General features: G+C 72.9%; 15 protein-coding genes. 7 read left to right on the forward strand and 8 right to left on the reverse strand.

The features are described from left to right. The first annotated feature begins 178 nt into the window (after positions 1 to 178). Together AB0C59_RS02650 and AB0C59_RS02655 are read left to right on the forward strand one after the other, a co-directional pair. A complete protein-coding gene (locus tag AB0C59_RS02650; protein ID WP_363000305.1) occupies positions 179 to 1,942 on the forward strand; it encodes an FAD-dependent monooxygenase in 1,764 nt (587 codons plus the stop codon). Positions 1,943 to 2,025: 83 nt separating this feature from the next. Further along, positions 2,026 to 2,871: an AfsR/SARP family transcriptional regulator gene (locus AB0C59_RS02655; RefSeq protein WP_363000306.1), complete on the forward strand. Its 846-nt coding sequence runs from the start codon at positions 2,026 to 2,028 to the stop codon at positions 2,869 to 2,871. Here AB0C59_RS02655 and AB0C59_RS02660 read toward each other — a convergent pair. From AB0C59_RS02660 to AB0C59_RS02670, 3 genes are all read right to left on the reverse strand, one after another. Then, a complete protein-coding gene (locus tag AB0C59_RS02660; protein WP_363000307.1) occupies positions 2,825 to 4,327 on the reverse strand; it encodes an MFS transporter in 1,503 nt (500 codons plus the stop codon). The genes AB0C59_RS02655 and AB0C59_RS02660 overlap by 47 nt on opposite strands. 493 nt (positions 4,328 to 4,820) lie before the next feature. Continuing rightward, a complete protein-coding gene (locus AB0C59_RS02665; RefSeq protein ID WP_363000308.1) occupies positions 4,821 to 5,627 on the reverse strand; it encodes an SDR family oxidoreductase in 807 nt (268 codons plus the stop codon). Positions 5,628 to 5,755: 128 nt separating this feature from the next. Continuing rightward, positions 5,756 to 6,382, reverse strand: a complete 627-nt coding sequence (locus tag AB0C59_RS02670) for a cupin domain-containing protein (RefSeq protein ID WP_363000309.1) — start codon at positions 6,380 to 6,382, stop codon at positions 5,756 to 5,758. 222 nt (positions 6,383 to 6,604) lie between these two features. On the opposite strand from AB0C59_RS02670, the gene AB0C59_RS02675 reads away from it, so the two are divergent. Further along, complete coding sequence (locus tag AB0C59_RS02675; RefSeq protein ID WP_363000310.1) at positions 6,605 to 8,278, forward strand: FAD-binding oxidoreductase; 1,674 nt, start codon at positions 6,605 to 6,607, stop codon at positions 8,276 to 8,278. A 62-nt stretch (positions 8,279 to 8,340) separates the two neighbouring features. Here the strand turns inward: AB0C59_RS02675 and AB0C59_RS02680 are convergent, their stop codons facing one another. After that, positions 8,341 to 9,003: a class I SAM-dependent methyltransferase gene (locus AB0C59_RS02680; RefSeq protein ID WP_363000311.1), complete on the reverse strand. Its 663-nt coding sequence runs from the start codon at positions 9,001 to 9,003 to the stop codon at positions 8,341 to 8,343. Between the two features lie 202 nt (positions 9,004 to 9,205). Between AB0C59_RS02680 and AB0C59_RS02685 the strand changes: the two genes are divergently transcribed. From AB0C59_RS02685 to AB0C59_RS02695, 3 genes are read left to right on the forward strand one after another with little or no spacing between them, the layout of a single operon-like run. Further along, positions 9,206 to 9,772 carry a flavin reductase family protein gene (locus AB0C59_RS02685; RefSeq protein ID WP_363000312.1) on the forward strand — a complete coding sequence of 189 codons (567 nt, stop codon included), beginning with the start codon at positions 9,206 to 9,208 and terminating at the stop codon, positions 9,770 to 9,772. Positions 9,773 to 9,798: 26 nt separating this feature from the next. Continuing rightward, complete coding sequence (locus AB0C59_RS02690; protein WP_363000313.1) at positions 9,799 to 11,379, forward strand: 4-hydroxyphenylacetate 3-hydroxylase N-terminal domain-containing protein; 1,581 nt, start codon at positions 9,799 to 9,801, stop codon at positions 11,377 to 11,379. A 1-nt stretch (position 11,380) separates the two neighbouring features. Next, the gene (locus AB0C59_RS02695; RefSeq protein ID WP_363000314.1) at positions 11,381 to 12,601 is read left to right on the forward strand and encodes an MFS transporter; all 1,221 of its coding nucleotides are present in this window, start codon (positions 11,381 to 11,383) and stop codon (positions 12,599 to 12,601) included. A 458-nt stretch (positions 12,602 to 13,059) separates the two neighbouring features. On the opposite strand, the gene AB0C59_RS02700 is transcribed toward AB0C59_RS02695, so the two are convergent. The 4 genes from AB0C59_RS02700 to AB0C59_RS02715 form a co-directional block, all read right to left on the reverse strand. Continuing rightward, positions 13,060 to 13,971, reverse strand: coding sequence for an Ada metal-binding domain-containing protein (locus tag AB0C59_RS02700; protein WP_363000315.1), 912 nt, complete (start codon positions 13,969 to 13,971; stop codon positions 13,060 to 13,062). A gap of 85 nt (positions 13,972 to 14,056) precedes the next feature. Then, positions 14,057 to 15,439, reverse strand: coding sequence for an AMP-binding protein (locus AB0C59_RS02705; protein ID WP_363000316.1), 1,383 nt, complete (start codon positions 15,437 to 15,439; stop codon positions 14,057 to 14,059). A 66-nt stretch (positions 15,440 to 15,505) separates the two neighbouring features. After that, positions 15,506 to 16,615 (reverse strand): 3-dehydroquinate synthase II, encoded by a 1,110-nt coding sequence (locus AB0C59_RS02710; protein WP_363000317.1) that lies wholly within the window; start codon positions 16,613 to 16,615, stop codon positions 15,506 to 15,508. Further along, positions 16,612 to 17,418 (reverse strand): 2-amino-3,7-dideoxy-D-threo-hept-6-ulosonate synthase, encoded by an 807-nt coding sequence (locus tag AB0C59_RS02715; RefSeq protein ID WP_363000607.1) that lies wholly within the window; start codon positions 17,416 to 17,418, stop codon positions 16,612 to 16,614. The genes AB0C59_RS02710 and AB0C59_RS02715 overlap by 4 nt, the downstream gene beginning before the upstream one ends. A 217-nt stretch (positions 17,419 to 17,635) precedes the next feature. Between AB0C59_RS02715 and AB0C59_RS02720 the strand changes: the two genes are divergently transcribed. Then, positions 17,636 to 19,288 (forward strand): FAD-binding protein, encoded by a 1,653-nt coding sequence (locus tag AB0C59_RS02720; RefSeq protein ID WP_363000318.1) that lies wholly within the window; start codon positions 17,636 to 17,638, stop codon positions 19,286 to 19,288. The last annotated feature ends 1 nt before the right edge of the window (position 19,289 follow it).

Consider the following 19,289-nt stretch of genomic DNA (forward strand, 5'->3'; position numbering starts at 1 on the left):
GTTGAGACAGCGCGGCCCGTGACACCCCAGCGATTCGGGAAGGTTCGTGGCGGAGTCTCCAACCGGCTGCTAAAGGGCCGAGCGAAAGCAGCCCCGTTGGCCGATCTTGATTGGTTCTTCAGAGGGGGTTGCAACGATCGAACCAGTTCGATCGAGAACAGGCTGGAGGCCGCGTCGGATGGACGCCCCGCTGACAACCCCGGTCGCCGTGGTCGGAGGCGGTCCGGTCGGATTGATGCTCGCGTTGCTGCTGGACCGGCAACACGTCCCCTGTGTCGTCCTCAACTCCCAGCAGGACGTGCCCGATCAGCCGCGTGGCAGCACCCACAACGCGCGGACCATGGAGCACTACCGCACCCTGGGACTGGCCGAGCGGATCCGCGGGCTCGGACTTCCCGCCGGTCACTCGGCCGGCATCTCCTTCTTCACCCGCTACCACGCGCACCGACTGGCCCTGCTGCCCTGGCCGGGCAGCGGTGAGGTGCTGCGCCGGCGGGCGGCGGCCGACCGCACGGACCCGTCCCCCGAACCGATGCACCGGGCGAACCAGATGTACGTCGAGCGGCTGCTGCTCGACCACGCCCGCACCCGGCCGCGCATCACCCTGCGCTACGGCTGGACGGCCACCGCCCTGCGCGAGAGCGCCGAGCACGTCGACGTCGTGGCCGAACGCGACGGCGCCCGGCGCACGTTCCGGGCCGCGTTCGTCGCGGGCTGCGACGGCGGGCACAGCCTGGTCCGACGCCACCTCGGCATCCGGTACGAGGGAGAGGGAACCCTCGACCAGGACATCCTCGGGCGCCGCTCCACCGCCGCCCACCTGCGCGTGCCCACGCTCTACCGGGACTTCCTGCACGACAGCGGCGCATGGAGCAACTGGGTCGTCAACGCGGACCTCGCGCTGAACCTGATCGCGCTCAACGGCGTGGACGAGTTCTTCCTGCTCACCAGCTCCGTGGACCCGGACACAGCGACCCCCGGCGAACTGGTGCGGCTGGTGCGGCGGGCGGCGGGGGAACCCCTGCCGGTCGAGGTGCTCAGCCACCGGCCCTGGACCGCGGGCGCGGCGCTGGTCGCCGAATCCTTCGGCAGGGGCCGCATCCGGCTCGCCGGTGACGCCGCGCACCTGTTCACGCCCAACGGCGGCTTCGGCATGAACACCGGTGTCGACGACGCCGCCAACCTCGCCTGGAAGCTCGCGGCGGCCGTGCAGGGCTGGGCGGGCCCGGGCCTCCTGGACACGTACGGCAGCGAACGCCGGCCGATCGCCCTGCGCAACACCTCGGCGGCCCGGACCCTCGGCCAGGGACTCGGCGCCGTCGACCGGCCCGCCTGGCTGGAGGCGGACTCGGCCGCCGGCGAGGCCGCCCGGGCCAGGACCGGAGCGGAACTCGCCGAGTACGGGACGCGCACCCTGGACACCCTCGGGGTGCAGCTGGGTGCCCGCTACGACGGCTCCCCGCTCGTCGCCGGGGACGGGACCGGGGCGCTGCCCGACTCCTTCGCCGCGTACGCGCCCTGCGCCGTACCGGGCGGCCGCGCACCCCACCTGTGGCTCGACGACCGCCGCACGGACGGCAGTTCGCTGTTCGACCGGTTCGGCCCCGGGTTCACCCTGCTGCGCCTCGGCCCGCGGCCACCGCGGACCGGACGGATCGAGGCCGCGGCCCGTGCCCGGGGCGTGCCGCTGCGGGTGCTGGCGCTCGACGACCCGCTCGCGCGTGAGCTGTACGAGCGCGCTCTGGTGCTGATCCGCCCCGACCAGTACGTCGCCTGGCGCGCCGACCGGGAGCCCGACGACCCCGGGGCGCTCTGGGCGCAGGTCACCGGGGGGCCGCACGAGAGGGCGGCGGGGCCGTCGCCCGTCACCGGCCGCGGGCGGTGGCGGTCGGGCGCGATCCAGGTCCCCGCGCCGGGGCCGACGAAGCCTGAGCAACGGTAATATCCACGCGGATCGGGATGTTCGACCGGGTATGTCGGGAGATGACCTCTCGCTGGCCCGGCTGGGCGACGATGGGGGATCACATGGAATTTCGCGTTCTCGGCCCTCTGAGTGTGCGCGACGACGACGGCCGCCACAGGACTCCGACCGCGCCGAAACAACGGCAACTGCTGTCGCTCCTGGCACTCCACACGAACCACGTCGTGTCCGTGGCACAGATAGTCGAGGAGATATGGGAGTACCGGCCGCCGTCGAGCGCGGTCGCGGCGGTGCACACGTACGTCGTGCAGTTGCGCCGCTCCCTGGACGGAGCCCGGCGCGGCCCGGGCCGCGGTCCCGGCCGGCTGCAGACCCGCGACCAGGGGTACGTGCTGAAGCTGAACGCCGGGGAACTGGACCTGGACCGCTACGAGCAGCAGGTGCGGGCCGCGCGCGCCACGCTGGAGGCGGGCGAGTACGCCGAGGCGGCCAGGCAGTTGCGCGCCGCCGAGATGATGTGGACGGGGCCGATGCTCATCGACGTGCCCACCGGCCCGCTGCTCAGGGCCGCCATCGAGGTGGTCGAGCGCGACCGGCTGGACGCCGTGCCCCAGCGTCTGGGCGCCGAGCTGAGGCTCGGGCGGCACCACGAGATCCTCGGTGAACTCACCGCGCTGGTGCACCAGTACGGGACGCACGAGGACCTCGTCGCCCACCTCATGCTCGCCCTGTACCGGTCGGGCAGGCAGGTCGACGCGCTCGCGGCCTACCACCGGCTGCGGGCCCGGCTGCGGGAGGAACTCGGCACCACACCGTCGGCCCGGCTGCAACGCCTGCACACCCACATACTCTCCGGGCATCCCCAACTGGAGCCTCCGTCGAGCACTCGCGCCCGGGAGTCGCTCAACCTGCCGGCCGAGCGTATGGCGCACGGTGTCCGCGTGGCGTGACCTGCTCCGGGACGCCCGGCCGGTCGGGCTCCGGCGTCCGTGCGGCCGACACGAGGCCGGCCGAGGCGTGCGGGCGGCGGCCGGGCAGCCAGACGAGGGCGCCCACCAGCGCCGGGCCCATCAGCAGGGCCGCCGCCCCGAACGCCTGCCCCGCCCCGGCGGCCACCCCGGTGCCACGGCCGCACACCGCCACCGCGAGGACCGTGCCCAGCGCGGTCCCGAACTGCCCCGCGCACTGCACCAGACCCGCCGCGAGCCCGGTGCCGGCGCCCCGGAACCGGTCCAGCGCCACGACCTCGCACGACATCCAGATCAACGGAAGCCCCCCGCCCGAGAGGACCAGCCCCGGCAGCATGCCCGAGACGTACCCCGGGGCATCCGAGCGGGCGGCCAGCGTCCACAGGCCGGCCCCCAGGAGCAGACAGCCGAGCGCGCACGGAAGGCGGGCACCGTACCGGGTCAGCAGCACACTGCACGCCCGGCCCACGACCAGGACGCCCCCGGCCACCGGCAGCAGGGCGATCCCGGCGGCCAGCGCACCGAACCCGTAGGTGTCGCGCAGCCGCAGGCCGCCGAGGAAGGCCAGGGGCGCGGCGGCCGTCGACACCAGCAGGATGCCCGCCGCGCCGCACACCAGGTTCCGGTCGCGGAGCAGGGCCGGGGGCAGCAGCGGGTCGGGGCAGCTGCGTTGCCGGTGGGCGAAGACGGCGCCCAGCGCCACCGCGCCGAGCGCGGCGCAGGCCGTGTACCGGTCCGTGCCGTGGGCGGCCAGCCGCACCAGGGCGTACACGGCCACGAGCAGGGCACCGGTCAGCGCGACGGCCCCGGCCAGGTCGAGGCGGACACCGCGGGTGGGGGGCGGGTCGGGCAGCGGGATGCGACGGGACGCCGCCAGGGCGACGGCTATCACGGGGACGTTCAGCCAGAACGCCCAGCGCCAGTCGAGGCCGCTGACCACGAGACCGCCGCACAGCACCCCGGCCACCGAGCCGACGCCGCCGACGCCCGCCCACAGCGCCAGGGCCCGGGCGCGCTGCGGCGGCGCGACCGCCGTCACCAGCAGCGACATCGCGGCGGGCACGAGCACGGCGGCCGCCAGCGCCTGCCCGGCGCGCGCGAGGACGAGGAGCGGGCCGCTGGGTGCCGCGCCGCACAGGGCCGACGCCACGGCGAAGGCGCCCATGCCGTGCAGGTACAGGCGCCGGGCCCCGGCCAGGTCCGCCAACCGGCCGCCCAGCAGCTGGAACCCGCCCACCAGCAGCACGTACACGTTGGTCACCCACTGCACGGCGTCCAGCGACATCGACAGGTCGCGCCGGATGTCGCTGAGGGCGAGCGTCACGATGCCCGAGTCGGCGTTGGCGAGCAGGGGTGCGAGGACGGCCAGCGCGAGCAGCCGGCGGTCCAGCGGGGGCACCGCGTCGCCGCGTGGGCGGGCAGGGGCGGACAAGGCCATGACAGCTCCCGGGAGTGGACACCGATGCCGCCGTACGGGCCCCGGTGCGGGGCGGACGAGGAAGAGCGGTCCGCGGCCTGCCGTCCGGATCGGCGCGGGGCACGGAAAAGGCCCACGCGGTGCGGTGGCGGCCGACGGTGACACGGCACGCGCGCACGCCGGGTCACGTGAGGTCGGCGATCCGGACGAGCGGCCCTGGGGCCGCGGGACGGCACGGCGCGGGCGGAACAGGAAGGAAGGGGGCGCCCGCGACGGCGGGGCGCTGCGGAGATCCGCGGGAGGACGGAGGTGCCGATCGGCACGCCGGTCCGGGAGGAGACGACAGTCCGGCCGGTCGCCCGAGGGGGACGCGGCCGGAGCCGCCGACGGCATGCGGGGGTCTGGCCACCGCACGCCGCCGGCGAACCGTTCTACGTCATGTGTCCGGCCGCCGTGCGGCGGCCGGACACGCGCGGAGGGGCCGGGGCTCGCCGACCCTCCCGCACGCTGGTGCTCAGAGCTCCTTGAGGAGCCCGCCGTCCACGACGAACTCGGCGCCCGTGGTGCTGCCGGAGCGCGGCGACGCCAGCAGCACGACGGCGTCGGCCACCTCCTGCGGCTCGACGAAGCGGCCCGTGGCCAGGTTCAGCATCTCCGGGACGATGGTCTTGATGACGTTGTCCTTGTCGGTGCCGGCCTGCGAGGCGATCATGTCGGCGACGCCGCCCTCGTCCGTCCACCACGGCGTGCGCACCACACCGGGGGACACCGTGTTCACGCGGATGCCCTGGGGCGCGAACTCGCCCGAGAGCACCTTGGTGATGTTGCTCAGCGCGGCCTTCGCGGCACCGTAGTCGACGTTGATCGGCGAGGGCTGCCGGGCGTTGCCGGAGGAGATGTTCACGATCGCGCCGCCGCCGCGCTCCAGCAGGTGCGGGATGGCGGCGCGGATGGCGCGCACGGCCGAGAACAGGTTGAACTCGAACATGGCACGCCACTCCTCGTCGGAGGCGTGCAGGAACGAGCCGCGCGGCAGGGTCACACCGGGGGGCGGACCGCCCGCGTTGTTCACGAGGATGTCGAGCCCGCCGAACTGCTCCACGGCGCGGGCGACGACCTGCGCCGGCGCGTCCTCGTCCATGAAGTCCGCCGGGACGTGCACGAGGTTCGGGCCGGCCAGCGCATCCAGCTCCGGGGTGCTCTTGCGGGACGTGGCCACGACCTTGGCGCCCTCTTCGAGGAGCGTGCTGACGACGGCCAGGCCGATGCCCTTGGAGGCGCCGGTCACGACGGCGACCCGGCCGGAAAGCTGCAGATCCATAAGGTTCCTTCTCGATGGTCGGCCCCGCCCTGCCAAGGGGGAGGAGCGCGGTGCGATGTGCTCTCACCTACGGAAACACCGCGATGCGCCAAGGTGTTGCAGCAAGGCGCGCACCGGGCCCCGCGGGGTCAGCGGTGCCAGCGCATGACCTCCTCCGGAAGCTCCTCCAGATCCGCGATCTCGGACGGCTTGCGGTCCATGTAGCGGGGGTCGCACCCCTGGTGCCCCAGCAGCCGGGCGACCGGGGCCAGCACGGTGAACAGCGCGCGCTGCAGCGCCCACGGGGGAGAGGTGAACCGCACCACGTCACCGAACTCCAGCGTGGTCACCGCCTGCTGCAGCAGGCGGGGCATGCCCTCGGGCGTGGTCTTGCCGTCCTGCGCGAGCCCGAACAGCTGACGCAGCACCAACTGCTCGAAACGGTCGCTGTTCTTGCGGACCTCGCAGATGTGGAAGGCCTGTTCGCCGCTGCAGTTCCACCAGCGATGCCTGATGCCCGGTTGGATGAGCACGCTCTGCCCGGGCTTGTCCAGGGTCACCTGGCGCCCGCCGATCAGGAAGGCGACCTTGCCCCGCACCAGCGTGAAGCGTTCCTCGCTCACCGGGTGCAGATGCTCGCCCGACACCGCGCCGCCGGGCTCGGAGTACACGTCCATCACGGTGCGCGCCCCGCCCGTGTGCGAGGACGGCGTTCTGATCACGACCCGCTCCCTGCACCGCGGGTTCTCGTACACCTCACCGACGCTGACCGTCACCGGCCCGCCTCCTTTCACCCTGGTGAATTCAGCCTGACTTCGATGGTGGCGATCAGTGAGCCGTCCGACACTCCCCATCTTGCGGTCGTATCGCGGAATCCGCCGTTCACGGATTCGACCGCAAGATCCGGAGTGTTTCCCGAGATGGCTGATTCGTACTGTCGCGGCGCAGGAGAGCGCGTGAAGTGGTCCGCCGAAATTGGCGAGAAGGGGAGACATAAAGTGCGCGACAACAGTGGGATAGCCCGTAGGCGGTTCTTCACGACCGCCGCGGCGCTGGGCGGCACGGCCGCCGTGGGCGGAGCCTTCGCCGGTCAGGCGGCGGCGTCGGGGCAGGACGCCGCGACCGTCACGTTCGCCCCGGTGACGGTGACGCCCGCGGACGCCCAGTACGGCGAGCTCGTGCACGGCATGAACAACCGCTACGTCGGCAACCCCGAGGCCGTCCGGATCGTGGACGACGTCTCCCAGGTGGCGGGCGTGGTGCAGGCGGCCGTCACCGCCGGCAAGCGACTGACCGTGCGCTCCGGCGGGCACTGCCTGGAGGACTTCGTCTTCAACCCCGACGTCCAGGTGGTGCTCGACCTGTCGCGGCTCGACAAGGTCTACTACGACTCCAGGATGCGCGCGTTCGCCGTCGAGACGGGCGCCCGGCTCCTGGACGTCTACACCCTGCTCTACCAGGTGTACGGCGTCACCGTGCCCGGCGGCATCTGCTACTCGGTCGCGGCCGGCGGCCACGTCAGCGGCGGCGGCTGGGGGCTGCTCTGCCGCCCGCTCGGCCTGATCATCGACTACCTGTGCGCCGTCGAGGTCGTCGTGGTCGGGGCCGACGGCAAGGTGCGCACCGTCGTGGCGACCAACGATCCCGGCGACCCCAACCGCGAGCTGTGGTGGGCCCACGCGGGCGGTGGCGGCGGCAACTTCGGCGTCGTCACCCGCTACTGGTTCCGCACCCCCGGCGCCACCGGCACCGACCCGAAGAAGCTCCTGCCCAAGCCGCCCCGCGAGGTGTACCTGGTGGCCCAGGCCTGGCCGTGGGAGAGCATGACGGAGGCGAGGTTCTCCCGGCTGGCACAGAACTACGCCCGCTGGTTCACCGCGCACAGCGCCCCGGGCGCCCCCGAACTGGCCCTGGCCAGCTTCCTCGTGCTCACCCACAGGTCCGCCGGCCAGATCGTCATGGTCACCCAGGTCGACGCCACCGTTCCCGGCGCCCGCCAACTGCTGGACGGCTACCTCGCCGCGATCGGCGACGGCGTCGACGTGCCGACGGGTGCCGTCACCCGCCGGTTCGCCGAGTTCGGCCCCATGGCCGCCTACGCCGAGCCCCGCAAGCTGCCCTGGCTGGAGGCCACCCGCTACCTGGGCACCACCAACACCAACCTCACCGACCCGACCTTCCGGCAGGAGTACAAGTCCGCGTACATGCGCGCGGCCTTCCCCGACCGCCAGCTCGCGGCGCTGTACAAGCACCTGACGCGCACGGACGCCACCCTGCCCGGCGCGTCCATCACCCTCAGCTCCTACGGCGGCGAGGTCAACCGGGTCGCGCCGTCGGCCACCGGCTATCCGCACCGCGAGTCGTTCTTCAAGATGATGTGGATGTCCCTGTGGAACGACCCGGCCGAGGACGCCGCCTACATCTCCTGGAACCGGCAGTGCTACGCGGAGGTCTACGCCGACACCGGCGGTGTGCCCGTGCCCAACGCCGTCACCGACGGCTGCTACGTCAACTACCCGGACAACGACCTGAACGACCCGCGGTACAACACGTCGTCGACGCCCTGGTACTCGCTCTACTACAAGGGCAACTACCCGCGGCTGCAGCAGGTGAAGAAGACCTACGACCCGACGAACTTCTTCCGCCACGCCCAGTCCGTCCGCCTGCCCTGACCCGCACGTGAAGGCCGCCCCGGCACTGCCGGGGCGGCCTTCACGCGTGCGCGGTGCGGAACTCAGCGCTTGACGGCGAACGTCAGCCCGTCCGCGTAGGGGATGACGCTCAGCTCCACCCGGTCGTCGTGGTGCAGCCGCGGGTTGAAGGCGCGCAGCGCCCGCGTCTCGGAGTCCTGGGCGGACTCGTCGAGCACGGCGCCGTGCCACAGCACGTTGTCGACGACGACGAGGCCGCCCGGGCGCAGCAGCCGGAGCGCGTACTCGTAGTACGCCGTGTAGTTCTCCTTGTCCGCGTCGATGAACACGAAGTCGAACGTGCCGGCGGCGTCCTCCTCCGTCAACAGCCGCTCCAGGGAGGCCCGGGCGTCCCCGATGCGCAGGTCGACCCGGTCCGCGACACCGGCCCGCTTGCAGTAGTCGAGCGCCATGGCGCCCCACTCCTCGTTGATGTCCAGCCCCACCACCCGGCCGTCGACGGGCAGCGCGAGCGCCGTCGACAGCAGGCTGTAGCCGGTGAACACGCCGATCTCCAGGGCCCGCCTGGCCCCGGTCGCCTTCAGCAGGGTCCGCATGAACTGGCCCTGCTCCGGCGAGATCTGCATCAGGTGCAGGGGAAGCTGCGAGGTCTCCTCGCGCAGCTTCCGGAGCAGCTCGGGCTCGCGCAGCGAGACATCGGCGACGTAGTCCTGGAGTGCGTCGGTCAACTCGACCTGGAGTCTCATGATGGGCCACCTCGTGTCGGTTACTCGAATCCGAGAGGGAATTACAGGCGCCCGTACGGACCGGTGTCAACCGATTCCGGGCTCCTGGATATTGCGCAGAAACCGCCCGCCGCTCCCTCGACTGATCCTTCAGCGGCCACCGGCACAATGCCGCTGACAGAGCGCCGAATTCGAGGGCTCACTTCCCTTTCGAGGAGTGCCGATGGGCGACCACCAGCGCCGCTTTCGCGACTGCCTCGGCCGGTTCGCCACGGGTGTCACCGTGGTCACCGTCGAACGCGGCGCCGGCGTGCACGGCGCCACGGTCGGCTCGTTCACCTCCGTCTCCCTCGACCCCCCGCTGGTGATGGTGTCCCTGGACCGGCGCAGTCGGATGTGCGACCTGCTGACGGGCGCGTCGTCGTTCGGCGTGAACATCCTCGCCGCGCACCAGAAGGACCTGGCCCTGCACTTCGCGGGCCGGCCACTGCCCGCGGACACCCCCGTGCCCTGGGACCCGGACGCCGCGGGGCCGCGCCTGGCCGGGTGCGCCGCCCACCTCGACTGCGTGCCGTGGGCCGCGCACGACGGCGGCGACCACCTGCTGCACATCGGGCAGGTGCGGTCCTTCACGACCTGGGACGCGGAGCCTCTGGTCTTCCACGGCGGCGCCTTCCGCCACCTGGACCCCGCACCCGGCCACCACGCGTGGGCGGGCACCCTCGACGGACCGGCGGACGGCGTGTGGTCGTCGGGAACAGCGGCGCTCCACATCCCCCTGGGTCACTGACCGCCACGACCGGACAAGGACACACCATGACGCTGCAGCAGGGCGAGGCCTCCGCCTCCGCACCGGCTCCCCGTACCACCCGCCCCCTGACCGGTGACGAGTATCTGGACAGCCTGCGCGACGACCGCGCGGTCTACATCTACGGCGAACGCGTCGACGACGTCACCACGCACCCGGCGTTCGCCAACCCCGCCCGGATGACGGCCCGTCTGTACGACGCCCTGCACGACCCGGGCCGCCGCGACGTGCTGACCACCCGCACCGACACCGGGAGCGACGGATACACGCACAAGTTCTTCCGCACCCCGCGCAGCGTCCAGGACGTCGTCGAGGACCGCGAGGCGATCGCCGAGTGGGCCCGCCTCACCTACGGCTGGATGGGCCGCAGCCCGGACTACAAGGCGGCCTTCCTCGGCACGCTCGGCGCCAACTCCGACTACTACGCGCCCTTCCAGGACAACGCGCGGCGCTGGTACCGCGAGTCCCAGGAGAAGGTGCTGTTCTGGAACCACGCGATCATCCACCCGCCGGTCGACCGGCACCGCCCGTCCGAAGAGGTCAAGGACGTCTTCGTGCACGTGGAGAAGGAGACCGACGCCGGTCTCGTCGTCAGCGGGGCCAAGGTCGTGGCCACCGGCTCGGCCATCACCCACTACAACTTCATCTCGCACTACGGACTGCCGCTCAAGGAGAAGGAGTTCGCGCTCGTCGCGACCATCCCGATGGGCGCGCCCGGCCTGAAGCTGATCTGCCGTCCCTCCTACGCCGCGACGGCCGCCGTGATGGGCAGCCCCTTCGACTACCCGCTCTCCTCGCGCCTGGACGAGAACGACACCATCTTCGTCCTCGACAAGGTCCTCATCCCCTGGGAGAACGTCTTCCTCTACGGCGACGTCGACCAGGTCAACGGATTCGCCCCGAAATCCGGCTTCATCCCGCGCCTGACCTTCCACGGCTGCATCCGCCTCGCGGTGAAGATCGACTTCATCGCCGGGCTGCTGGCCAAGGCCGTCGAGATGACCGGCACCAAGGACTTCCGCGGCATCCAGGCCCGCGTCGGCGAGGTGCTCGCCTGGCGCAACATGTTCTGGGCGCTGACCGACGCCGCCGCCCGCAACCCCGAGGAGTGGAAGGACGGCGCCCTGCTGCCGCGCCTGGAGTACGGCATGGCCTACCGCTGGTTCATGACCCTCGGCTACCCGCGCATCAAGGAGATCATCGAGCAGGACGTCGCCAGCGGCCTCATCTACGTCAACTCCAGCGCCGAGGACTTCAAGAACCCCGAGGTGCGCCCGTACCTCGACAAGTACGTGCGCGGCTCCAACGGCTACGACGCCGTCAGCCGCGTCAAGCTGATGAAGCTGCTGTGGGACGCGGTCGGCACGGAGTTCGGCGGCCGGCACGAGCTGTACGAACGCAACTACTCCGGCAACCACGAGTCGGTGCGCACCGACATCTTCATGACCCAGCTGGAGACCGGCCAGCTCGACGCGTACAAGGGATTCGCCGAGCAGTGCCTCCAGGAGTACGACCTCGACGGGTGGACCGTCCCCGACCTCGACTCGTTCCAGGGCCTGCGCGGCGCCAGGAAGAACTTCTGGCACTGACATGGCCTCCGTTCCCCCCGCCGTGCGGCGACGACCGGGCCCGGCCCTCGCCGCACTCTTCCTGGCGACCTTCGTCATGGGCAGCGCCGAACTCGTCGTCGTCGGCCTGCTGAAGCTCGTCGCCGGGGACCTCGCCGTGTCCACGGACACGGCGGGCACCCTGGTCACCGCGTACGCGCTGGGCATCTGCGTCGGCGGTCCGCTGCTGACGGCGCTCACCATCCGGATCCGGCGCCGCACCCTCCTGTGGACGTCCCTGGCCGGCTATGTCGCCGGCAACCTGCTGGCCGCCCTGGCCCCGGGCTTCGGCACACTGCTCGCCGCCCGGGCCCTCACCGGGGCGCTGCAGGGTTTGTTCCTCGGGGCGGCGTTCACGGTGGCGGCCGCCCTGGTGCCGCCCGAGCGGACCGGGCGGGCGATCTCCGTGGTCTTCGGCGGCATCGCCGTCTCCACCGCGCTCGGCGTCCCGCTCGGCACCCTGGCGGCCCAACACCTGGGCTGGCGCGCGGCGTTCACGGCCGTCGTGGTCCTCGGCGCGCTGGCGCTGCTGGCGACGGCGGTGTGTGTCCCGCCGGTCGAGGGCGCGGGCACGGGCGGCCTGTGGGCGCAGTCCCGGCATGCGCTGGCGCCCCGGGTCCTGGCCGTGCTCGGCGTCGGGTTCCTGCTGATGGGAGCCCAGTTCGCGGCGTTCACCTACATCACGCCGTTCCTGGAGGACGTCACCGGGGTGTCCGGCACCTGGCTGACCGCCTTCCTCTTCGCCTACGGGGCCGCGACGGCCGCCGGCACGTTCGTGGGCGGCCGGGCCGCGGACCGGGACGCGGCGCGCACGCTCGTCGCGGCGAACCTCGCTCTGGTCGCGGCGCTGGCGGTCCTGCACGTCGCCGGTGCCTCCCGGGCCCTGGTGGCTCTCGCCCTCGTGCTGTGGGGAGTGGTCGGGTTCGGCCTGGTCCCCTCACTGCAGTACCGGGTCGGGCTGCTGGCCGGGCCGGGGCGCGACCTGGCGGCGACCCTGCCGGCGTCCGCCGTCAACGCGGGCATCGCGGTCGGTGCGGTCACCGGCGGCGCGGCCGTCTCGCACGGCGGCGCGGCGGACGCGGTGCTCACCGGTCTCCTGGTGTGCGTGGCGGCACTCCCCGCCACCTGGGCATCGGGCCACCTGCGCCCAGCACCCGCCCCACGGCCGCCCGCCGCCGTGCCAGAGCCCCACTCGCAGGCCTGAGCGCGGCCCTGGGCCCGCCGGACCGGCCGCCTGCGCGGGGCCGTCACCTGGGCGTGGGGCGGTTGCGCCCGGTGGCCGCGCGGCGGTCTGCCGCTGCTGTGACGGAGCCCCGCTCGCAAGCCTGAGCGCGGCCCCGGGCCGGGCGACCCGGCCGTGAGCATGGGGCCGCCACTTGGGTGTGGGGGCGGTTGCGCCCGGCGGCTGGCCGCCGCCGTGACGGCCGCGCTCGCAGGTCTGAGCCCGGCCCTGGCCCGGCCGGGCCTGCGCGTGGTCCCGGGCCGGGCGGCTTGGCCGACGGCGGCGGCGCTGGAGCCGGACCGGCCGCGTGCATGGGGCCGCCACCTGGGCGTGGGGTGGTTGCGCCCGGTGGGTGGGTGCCGCTGTGATGGAGTGTCGCTCGTAGGTCTGCGCGTGGTCCTGGGCCGGGTGGACCGGTCGGGGGCGACGCGTCGGGTGGGCTAGCCGCTCGGGACGGGGGGCGTCGGCGCGGTGCGTCGCAGGCGGACGGCGAGGGCCGGCGGCACCGAGCGCCGTACGCGCACGGTGAGGGCCGAGCGCCTGATGCGCAGGGGCAGTTCCCGGGCCAGCTGCGGGGGCTCCGCTTCGCTCACGGCCGCGGCGACGGCGGCGGCGAAGTCGTCGTCCGCGGGGACGAGCCGGGCGTGCCGGAACATCGTGTGGAGCCGGCGCAGCAGCGCCGGGACCTCGTCCCCCGTCAGCACCCCGCACACGCCCTTGTCCGTCGCCGCGACGAGCACCGGCCCCAGCGACGAACCCGCCACCGTGTACCGGATGTCCGTGCCGTCGCCGCCCGCGCGGTACTCCTTCGGCGTCATGCCGAGGATCTCCGTCGCCGCGGCGTAGAAGTGACCGCCGGAGTTGAACCCCGAGCTGTACATGGCGTCGGCGACCGTCCCGGACAGCGGCAGCGCCTCGCGTACCCGGCGGGCCCGCGCCGCCGCCAGGTAGGCGTGCGGTGTGATGCCGGTGAACGACTTGAACAGGCGGTGGAAGTGGAAGCGGCTGTAGCCGACCTGGCGGGCCAGCTCGTCCAGGCTCGGCGGCAGCGGCGCCTCATCGATGATCCGGCAGGCCAGGGCGACCGCCTCGACCGCCGCGGCGTGCCGGCGGGAGTCGTCGGGGCAGCAGCGGCGGCACGGCCGGTATCCCTCGGCGCGCGCGTCCTCGGGGGCCGGGAAGAACCGGACGTTCTCGCGTCGGGCCAGCTTCACCGTGCACGAGGGCCGGCTGTACACACCGGTGGTGACCACCACGTAGCAGAAGTGGCCGTCCGCGCGGGCGTCGCGGTCACGCACGGCCCGCCAGCGTGCCTCGTCACCGGTGTACAGCGTCGCGGCGGTCGTCGTCACCGTCATACTCCGTGCCTTCCACTTGTCCAGGAGGTCGTCTCTGAGGGCATGGCGGCGGCCGGCCGCGGCCCCCGGCCGCCGCCGTTCACCAGCTGATGCAGCGGCACGCCCCGGGCGGATGCGTGCGGTGACGGCGCAGGACGCCGCGGTCCCGCACGGCCTTGCCGTTGGCGGTGCGGGGCAGCTCCCGCAGCAGGTGGTATCGGTCCGGCACCGGCGCGCCGCCGAGGAACCGGCGGCACCAGGAACGCAGTTCGTCGCCGTTCAGCTCCGCGCTGCTCGCGACGTGCGCCTCGATCGGCCCGACCCCGAGGACCACCGCGTCCGTGATGTGCCGGTGGGCCCGCAGCACCGACTCGATGCGCAGCAGGTCGACCGAGGCGTCCCCGACGCCCTGGACCCTTCCGCGCAGACGCAGCGCACCGGTACGGGCATCACGCGTGACCAGGTCCCGGGTGGACATCCAGCCGCCCGTCCAGGGCGTGTCGTCGTACAGGTAGGGAGACTCGGGGACGTGCACCTCCAGCACGCCGCCGACCACCCGGGTGCGGGCGCCGGGCACCGGCACGCCGACGCCCGCCGGGCCGAAGCGGCCGGTGAGGTCGGCGGCGACGAGGCCCGTCTCGGTCGTGCCGTAGGCCTGGCCGAGCCGCACACCGTGGCGGCCGCGGAACAGCGCGGGGATCTCGGGCGGCAGGGCGTCACCGCTCGACACGGCCAGCCGGAGCCGCGGCAGCTCCCCGGGCTCGGCCCGCGCCAGCCGCTGGAAGTGGTGCGGATTGCCGAGCACCACGTGCGCGTCGGCCGCCGCCCGCACGGTCGCCGCCGCCGTGCGGGCGGTCGGCATCACCACGGTGGCGCCCACCGCGAGGGAGTGCAGCACCCCACCGATCAGCCCGAACGAGCGCGTGGCCGGCTCCAGCACGGCCACCCGCTCGCCGTGGCGCGGTACACCCTCCACGGCGGCGAACCGGTCCAGCTCCTCCAGCAGCGACCGCGCGCTCCTGCCGACCGCCTTGGGGCGCCCGGTGGTGCCCGACGAGAACTGCACCAGGCAGTGCTCGCTCACCCGCGGACCGCCGCCGGCGTGGCGGCGCACCAGCACCTCGCACTCGTCGACGAAGTCGTGGGGCCGCCCGCCTTCGCCGAGCGACACCGAGAACCGCACCCGTTCGGGCCCGGGCGGGACACCTCGTGACCACCGGTCGGACGGTGCCTCCGTCAGCACCACCTGGGCGCCGAGCGACCACAGCGCCAACAGCGCCCACACGTGCGTGAAACTCGCGTTGCCGTACAGGGCGACCGTGCTCCGCTCGCGGATGCCGTACCGCTCCAGGACATCGGCCAGCCAGGCCGTCTCGCGGCGCAGCCTGCCGAACGTGACCTCGCGGTCAGCGGCACGCGCCCACACCATGTCGTCGGCGTGGCGGCCGAGCAGCTCGGCACCCCACCAGGACCGTCGCGTCATCGACTCCTCCGGACCCCTCGCCGCGGCGCCGGGGCCGCGGCGAGGGCGGCCCCGGACACCTGCCGCCTACTTCTCGACGCAGAACTCGCCGACCGGCCAGCCCACATGGCGCTTGTCGGTGGCCACGTGACCCAGCAACTGGTCGCCCTTGCGCAGCTCCGTCACGTTCAGCACCGCCGCACCGGGGCCGAGCACCCGCACGTGCCAGTCGTCCTGCACGATCAGGCTGACCTCGACGCCCTCCGGGGAGACGGCCTTGATGCCGAGCAGCGGGCGGGACTCCAGTTTGATGCGGCCCACCACGATGCGGCGGGTGCGGCCGTCGGCGCCGACGGCGAGCACCGGCGAGCCGGCCTTCAGCTCGCTCAGGTAGTTGGTGCGGTTGTCCGCCCCGAACACGTAGCTGTGCAGCGCGCCCGCGTTGATGCGGAAGGGCCGGGTCGGCATGTACGGCAGCGGGTGCGTCTCGCTCACGCACAGCACGAAGCCGTGCGCGTAGGAGCCGACCAGCATGCCCTCGTCCTTCTCGAAGTGCGTGCACGTGTCGATGCAGACCCGGTCACCGAGGCCGAGGTGCTCGATCGACTCGACCGTGAGCGTCTGCAGCTGCAGGTCCGGGGTCTTCACCCGGAGCATCTCCATCAGCGCGAAGACGTCGTTGGCGGAGCGCGGGGCCACCAGGACGCCCTCGGAGCCCTTCTCCAGGACGTCGATGATGATCTGCGCCTCCTCGATGTCGGCGGCCTGGCAGATCAGCTGCCCCGGTGAGGCGTCCGCCGCGGCGATCACGATCTCCAGCGGGATCTTCGTCGGGTCCTTGAACTCCACCACGGTGAAGGGGAGTTCGCGTGCGGCCTCGCAGGCGAGCTTCAGGGTGGGGTCGTCGACGACGTTCACCCAGGCGGCCGTGTCCTTCGCGCCGCCCCGGTGCAGGCTCCCGAGCGCGCCGAGGCTGTCGAGGTCGACGACCTCGCGCAGCACGATCAGGTCCTCCGGGACCTCCTCACCGACACGCGCGCCCGGCGCGAGGATGCGCTTGACGGTGTTCGGCAGCACAGAGAGTCGCTCCGGGTCGCTGTCCACGATGCCGTCGACCCGCGCGTGGATCGCGGCGTCGACGACCGCCTCGCGCTGTTCGGCGGGCACGGTCCGGAGGTCGATCCAGGCAAACTTCACAACACACCTGCCATCTCGGTCTGCGGCGCGGGCTCGGAGGAGAGCGCGCGGCGGTGAATGATTGAGGCCAGTTCCCGGACCGCCTTCTCGGGCGACGGGCTGGTGAACACCCGCCGTCCGACGGCGAGTCCGGCACAACCCAGGTCCATGGCGGTGACCGCGAACTCGTCCAGGTTCCGGTCGGTGGTGCCGCCGCCCGCCACCACCACCGGCAGCGGTGAGGAGGCGATCACCTCCTCCATGCGTTCGGCCGGGGCGGCGAGCACCGTCTTGACGATGTCGACGCCGAGGTCCGCGGCGATACTCACCACATGGGCGACGAGCGTCGGGTCGGTCGGATCGGTCACCCGGGGGCCACGGGGATAGATCATGGCCATGAGCGGCATGCCGAAGCGGTCGCAGGCCGCGGCCACGGTGCCCAGGTCGCGGAGCTGCTCCGCCTCGGTGTCGGAGCCGATGTTGACGTGCACGCTGACCGCGTCCGCGCCCAGCTTGACCGCCTCCTCCACGTCACCGACCAGCACCTTGGCGTCGACGTCGGGGGAGTGCGCGGTGCTCGCGCTCAGATGCACCACGAGGGAGCACCGCGTGAGCAGCGCCGGGGCGATCATGCGCGCCCTGCCCTTGTGGACGACGACACCGTCGGCGCCGCCGTCCGCGATGGAACGCACCAGGTCGCCGAAGCCGGCGGCGGTGGTCACGGGCCCGTCGGACACGGAGTGGTCCAGCGGCACGAACAGGAACCGGCCGTCTCCCGGCCGGGACAATCGCGCGAGGCGCACCGACTTACCGGTGAGCGGCATGCTCGACATGACACCCCTCCTCGTTGCTGGTCACAGGTTCGGGTGGGATTCCGCTGCGGGTCCCGGACCGAACTGTTTCAGTGGCCTCTGAAGAATCGAGCCAGGTGCTCCGGGCCGAGCACGCCCGCAAGATGCGGAGTGCGGCGCCGGTCCCCGGATGCCTAGCGTCGGCGGCATCCGGGTGCGATCCGCACGCCGCAACGGGAGGGGAAGCCGTATGACGCACGGCGGACAAGGGGTGAGCAGGCGGGGGGTGATCGCGGCGGGCGCCGCGATCGGCGGTGGTGTGCTGCTGCCCGCCGGGCAGGCGGTGGCCCAGCCGGAGGAGCTGGTGACCGTCACCCGGGGCGACGCGCGCTACCCGGACCTCGTCCGCGGCTGGAACCAGCGCTACGTCGGCCGGCCCGAGGCCGTCTACGTCCCCCGCTCGACCGCCCAGGTCGCCGCCGCCGTCCGGCAGGCGGTCCGGGCCGGCAAGCGGCTCACGGTGCGCAGCGGCGGGCACTGCTGGGAGGACTTCGTCTTCAGCCCCGACGTCCAGGCGGTCATCGACATGTCGGCGATGCGGGACGTGGACTTCGACCCGTCCATGAACGCCTTCGTGGTGCAGCCCGGCGCCCAGCTCCTGGACGTCTACGAGCGTCTGTACCGCACCTGGGGCGTCATCGTGCCGGCCGGCATGTGCTTCCAGGTCGGGGCGGGCGGCCACGTCAGCGGTGGCGGCTGGGGACTGCTGTGCCGCCGGCTCGGCCTGGTGGTGGACCACCTGCACGCGGTCGAGGTCGTGGCGGTGAAGGCCGACGGCACCGTGCGCACCGTCGTCGCCACCCGCGACGACGACGATCCGAACCGGGACCTGTGGTGGGCCCACACCGGCGGGGGCGGCGGCAACTTCGGCGTCGTGACCCGCTACTGGTTCCGCACCCCCGGTGCGAGCGGCACGGACCCGGCCCGGCTGCTGCCGGCCCCGCCCCCGGAGGTCCTGGTCGGCGCCGTCTCGTGGAAGTGGTCCGACCTGGACGAGCGGTCCTTCACCCGGCTGGTCCAGAACTACGCGGACTGGCACGTGCGGCACGCCGCCCCCGGCGACCCGGCGACCGCCGTGTGCAGCCTGCTCTCCCTCAACCACGTCTCCAACGGAGCCGTGGGCCTGATCACGCAGGTCGACGCGAGCGTGCCCGGCGCCGCCCGGCTGTACGACGAGTTCCTCGCGGCGGTCACCGACGGCGTCGGTGTCGCGCACGGACCGGTCACCACGCGGATGGGCGAGCTGACCGCGCTGCCGGATCTGGCCGCACCGCGCCGCCTCCCCTGGCTGCAGGCGGCCCGCTACCTCGGCACCGCCAACCCCACCACCAACGACCCGACCCAGAAGAGCGACTTCAAGTCGGCGTACATGAAGGCCGGCTTCCCCCAGCGCCAACTGGCCGCGCTGTACCACCACCTGACCCGCACGGACATCGGCAACCCCACCGGCTCGGTCATGCTCAGCTCCTTCGCCGGCCAGGTCTCGGCCGTCGCGCAGGACGCCACGGCGAGCGCCCACCGCGACGCCGCCTACAAGCTGGCCTGGATGATCTGGTGGGACGACCCGGCCGACGAGAAGGACTGCGTGCGCTGGCTGCGCGAGTTCTACGCCGACATGTACGCCGACACCGGCGGCGTTCCGGTACCCGGCGCGGTCACCGACGGCTGCTACGTCAACTACCCCGACGCCGACCTGGGCTCGGCGGAGTTCAACCGCTCCGGCACGCCCTGGCACGACCTGTACTACAAGGGCAACTACCGCCGCCTGCAGCGCGTCAAGCAGACGTACGACCCCGGCAACGTCTTCCGCCACCGGCAGTCGGTGCGGCTGCCGGGCAGCTGAG

This window comes from Streptomyces sp. NPDC048664 (genome assembly GCF_040650555.1).
GTDB lineage: Bacteria > Actinomycetota > Actinomycetes > Streptomycetales > Streptomycetaceae > Streptomyces.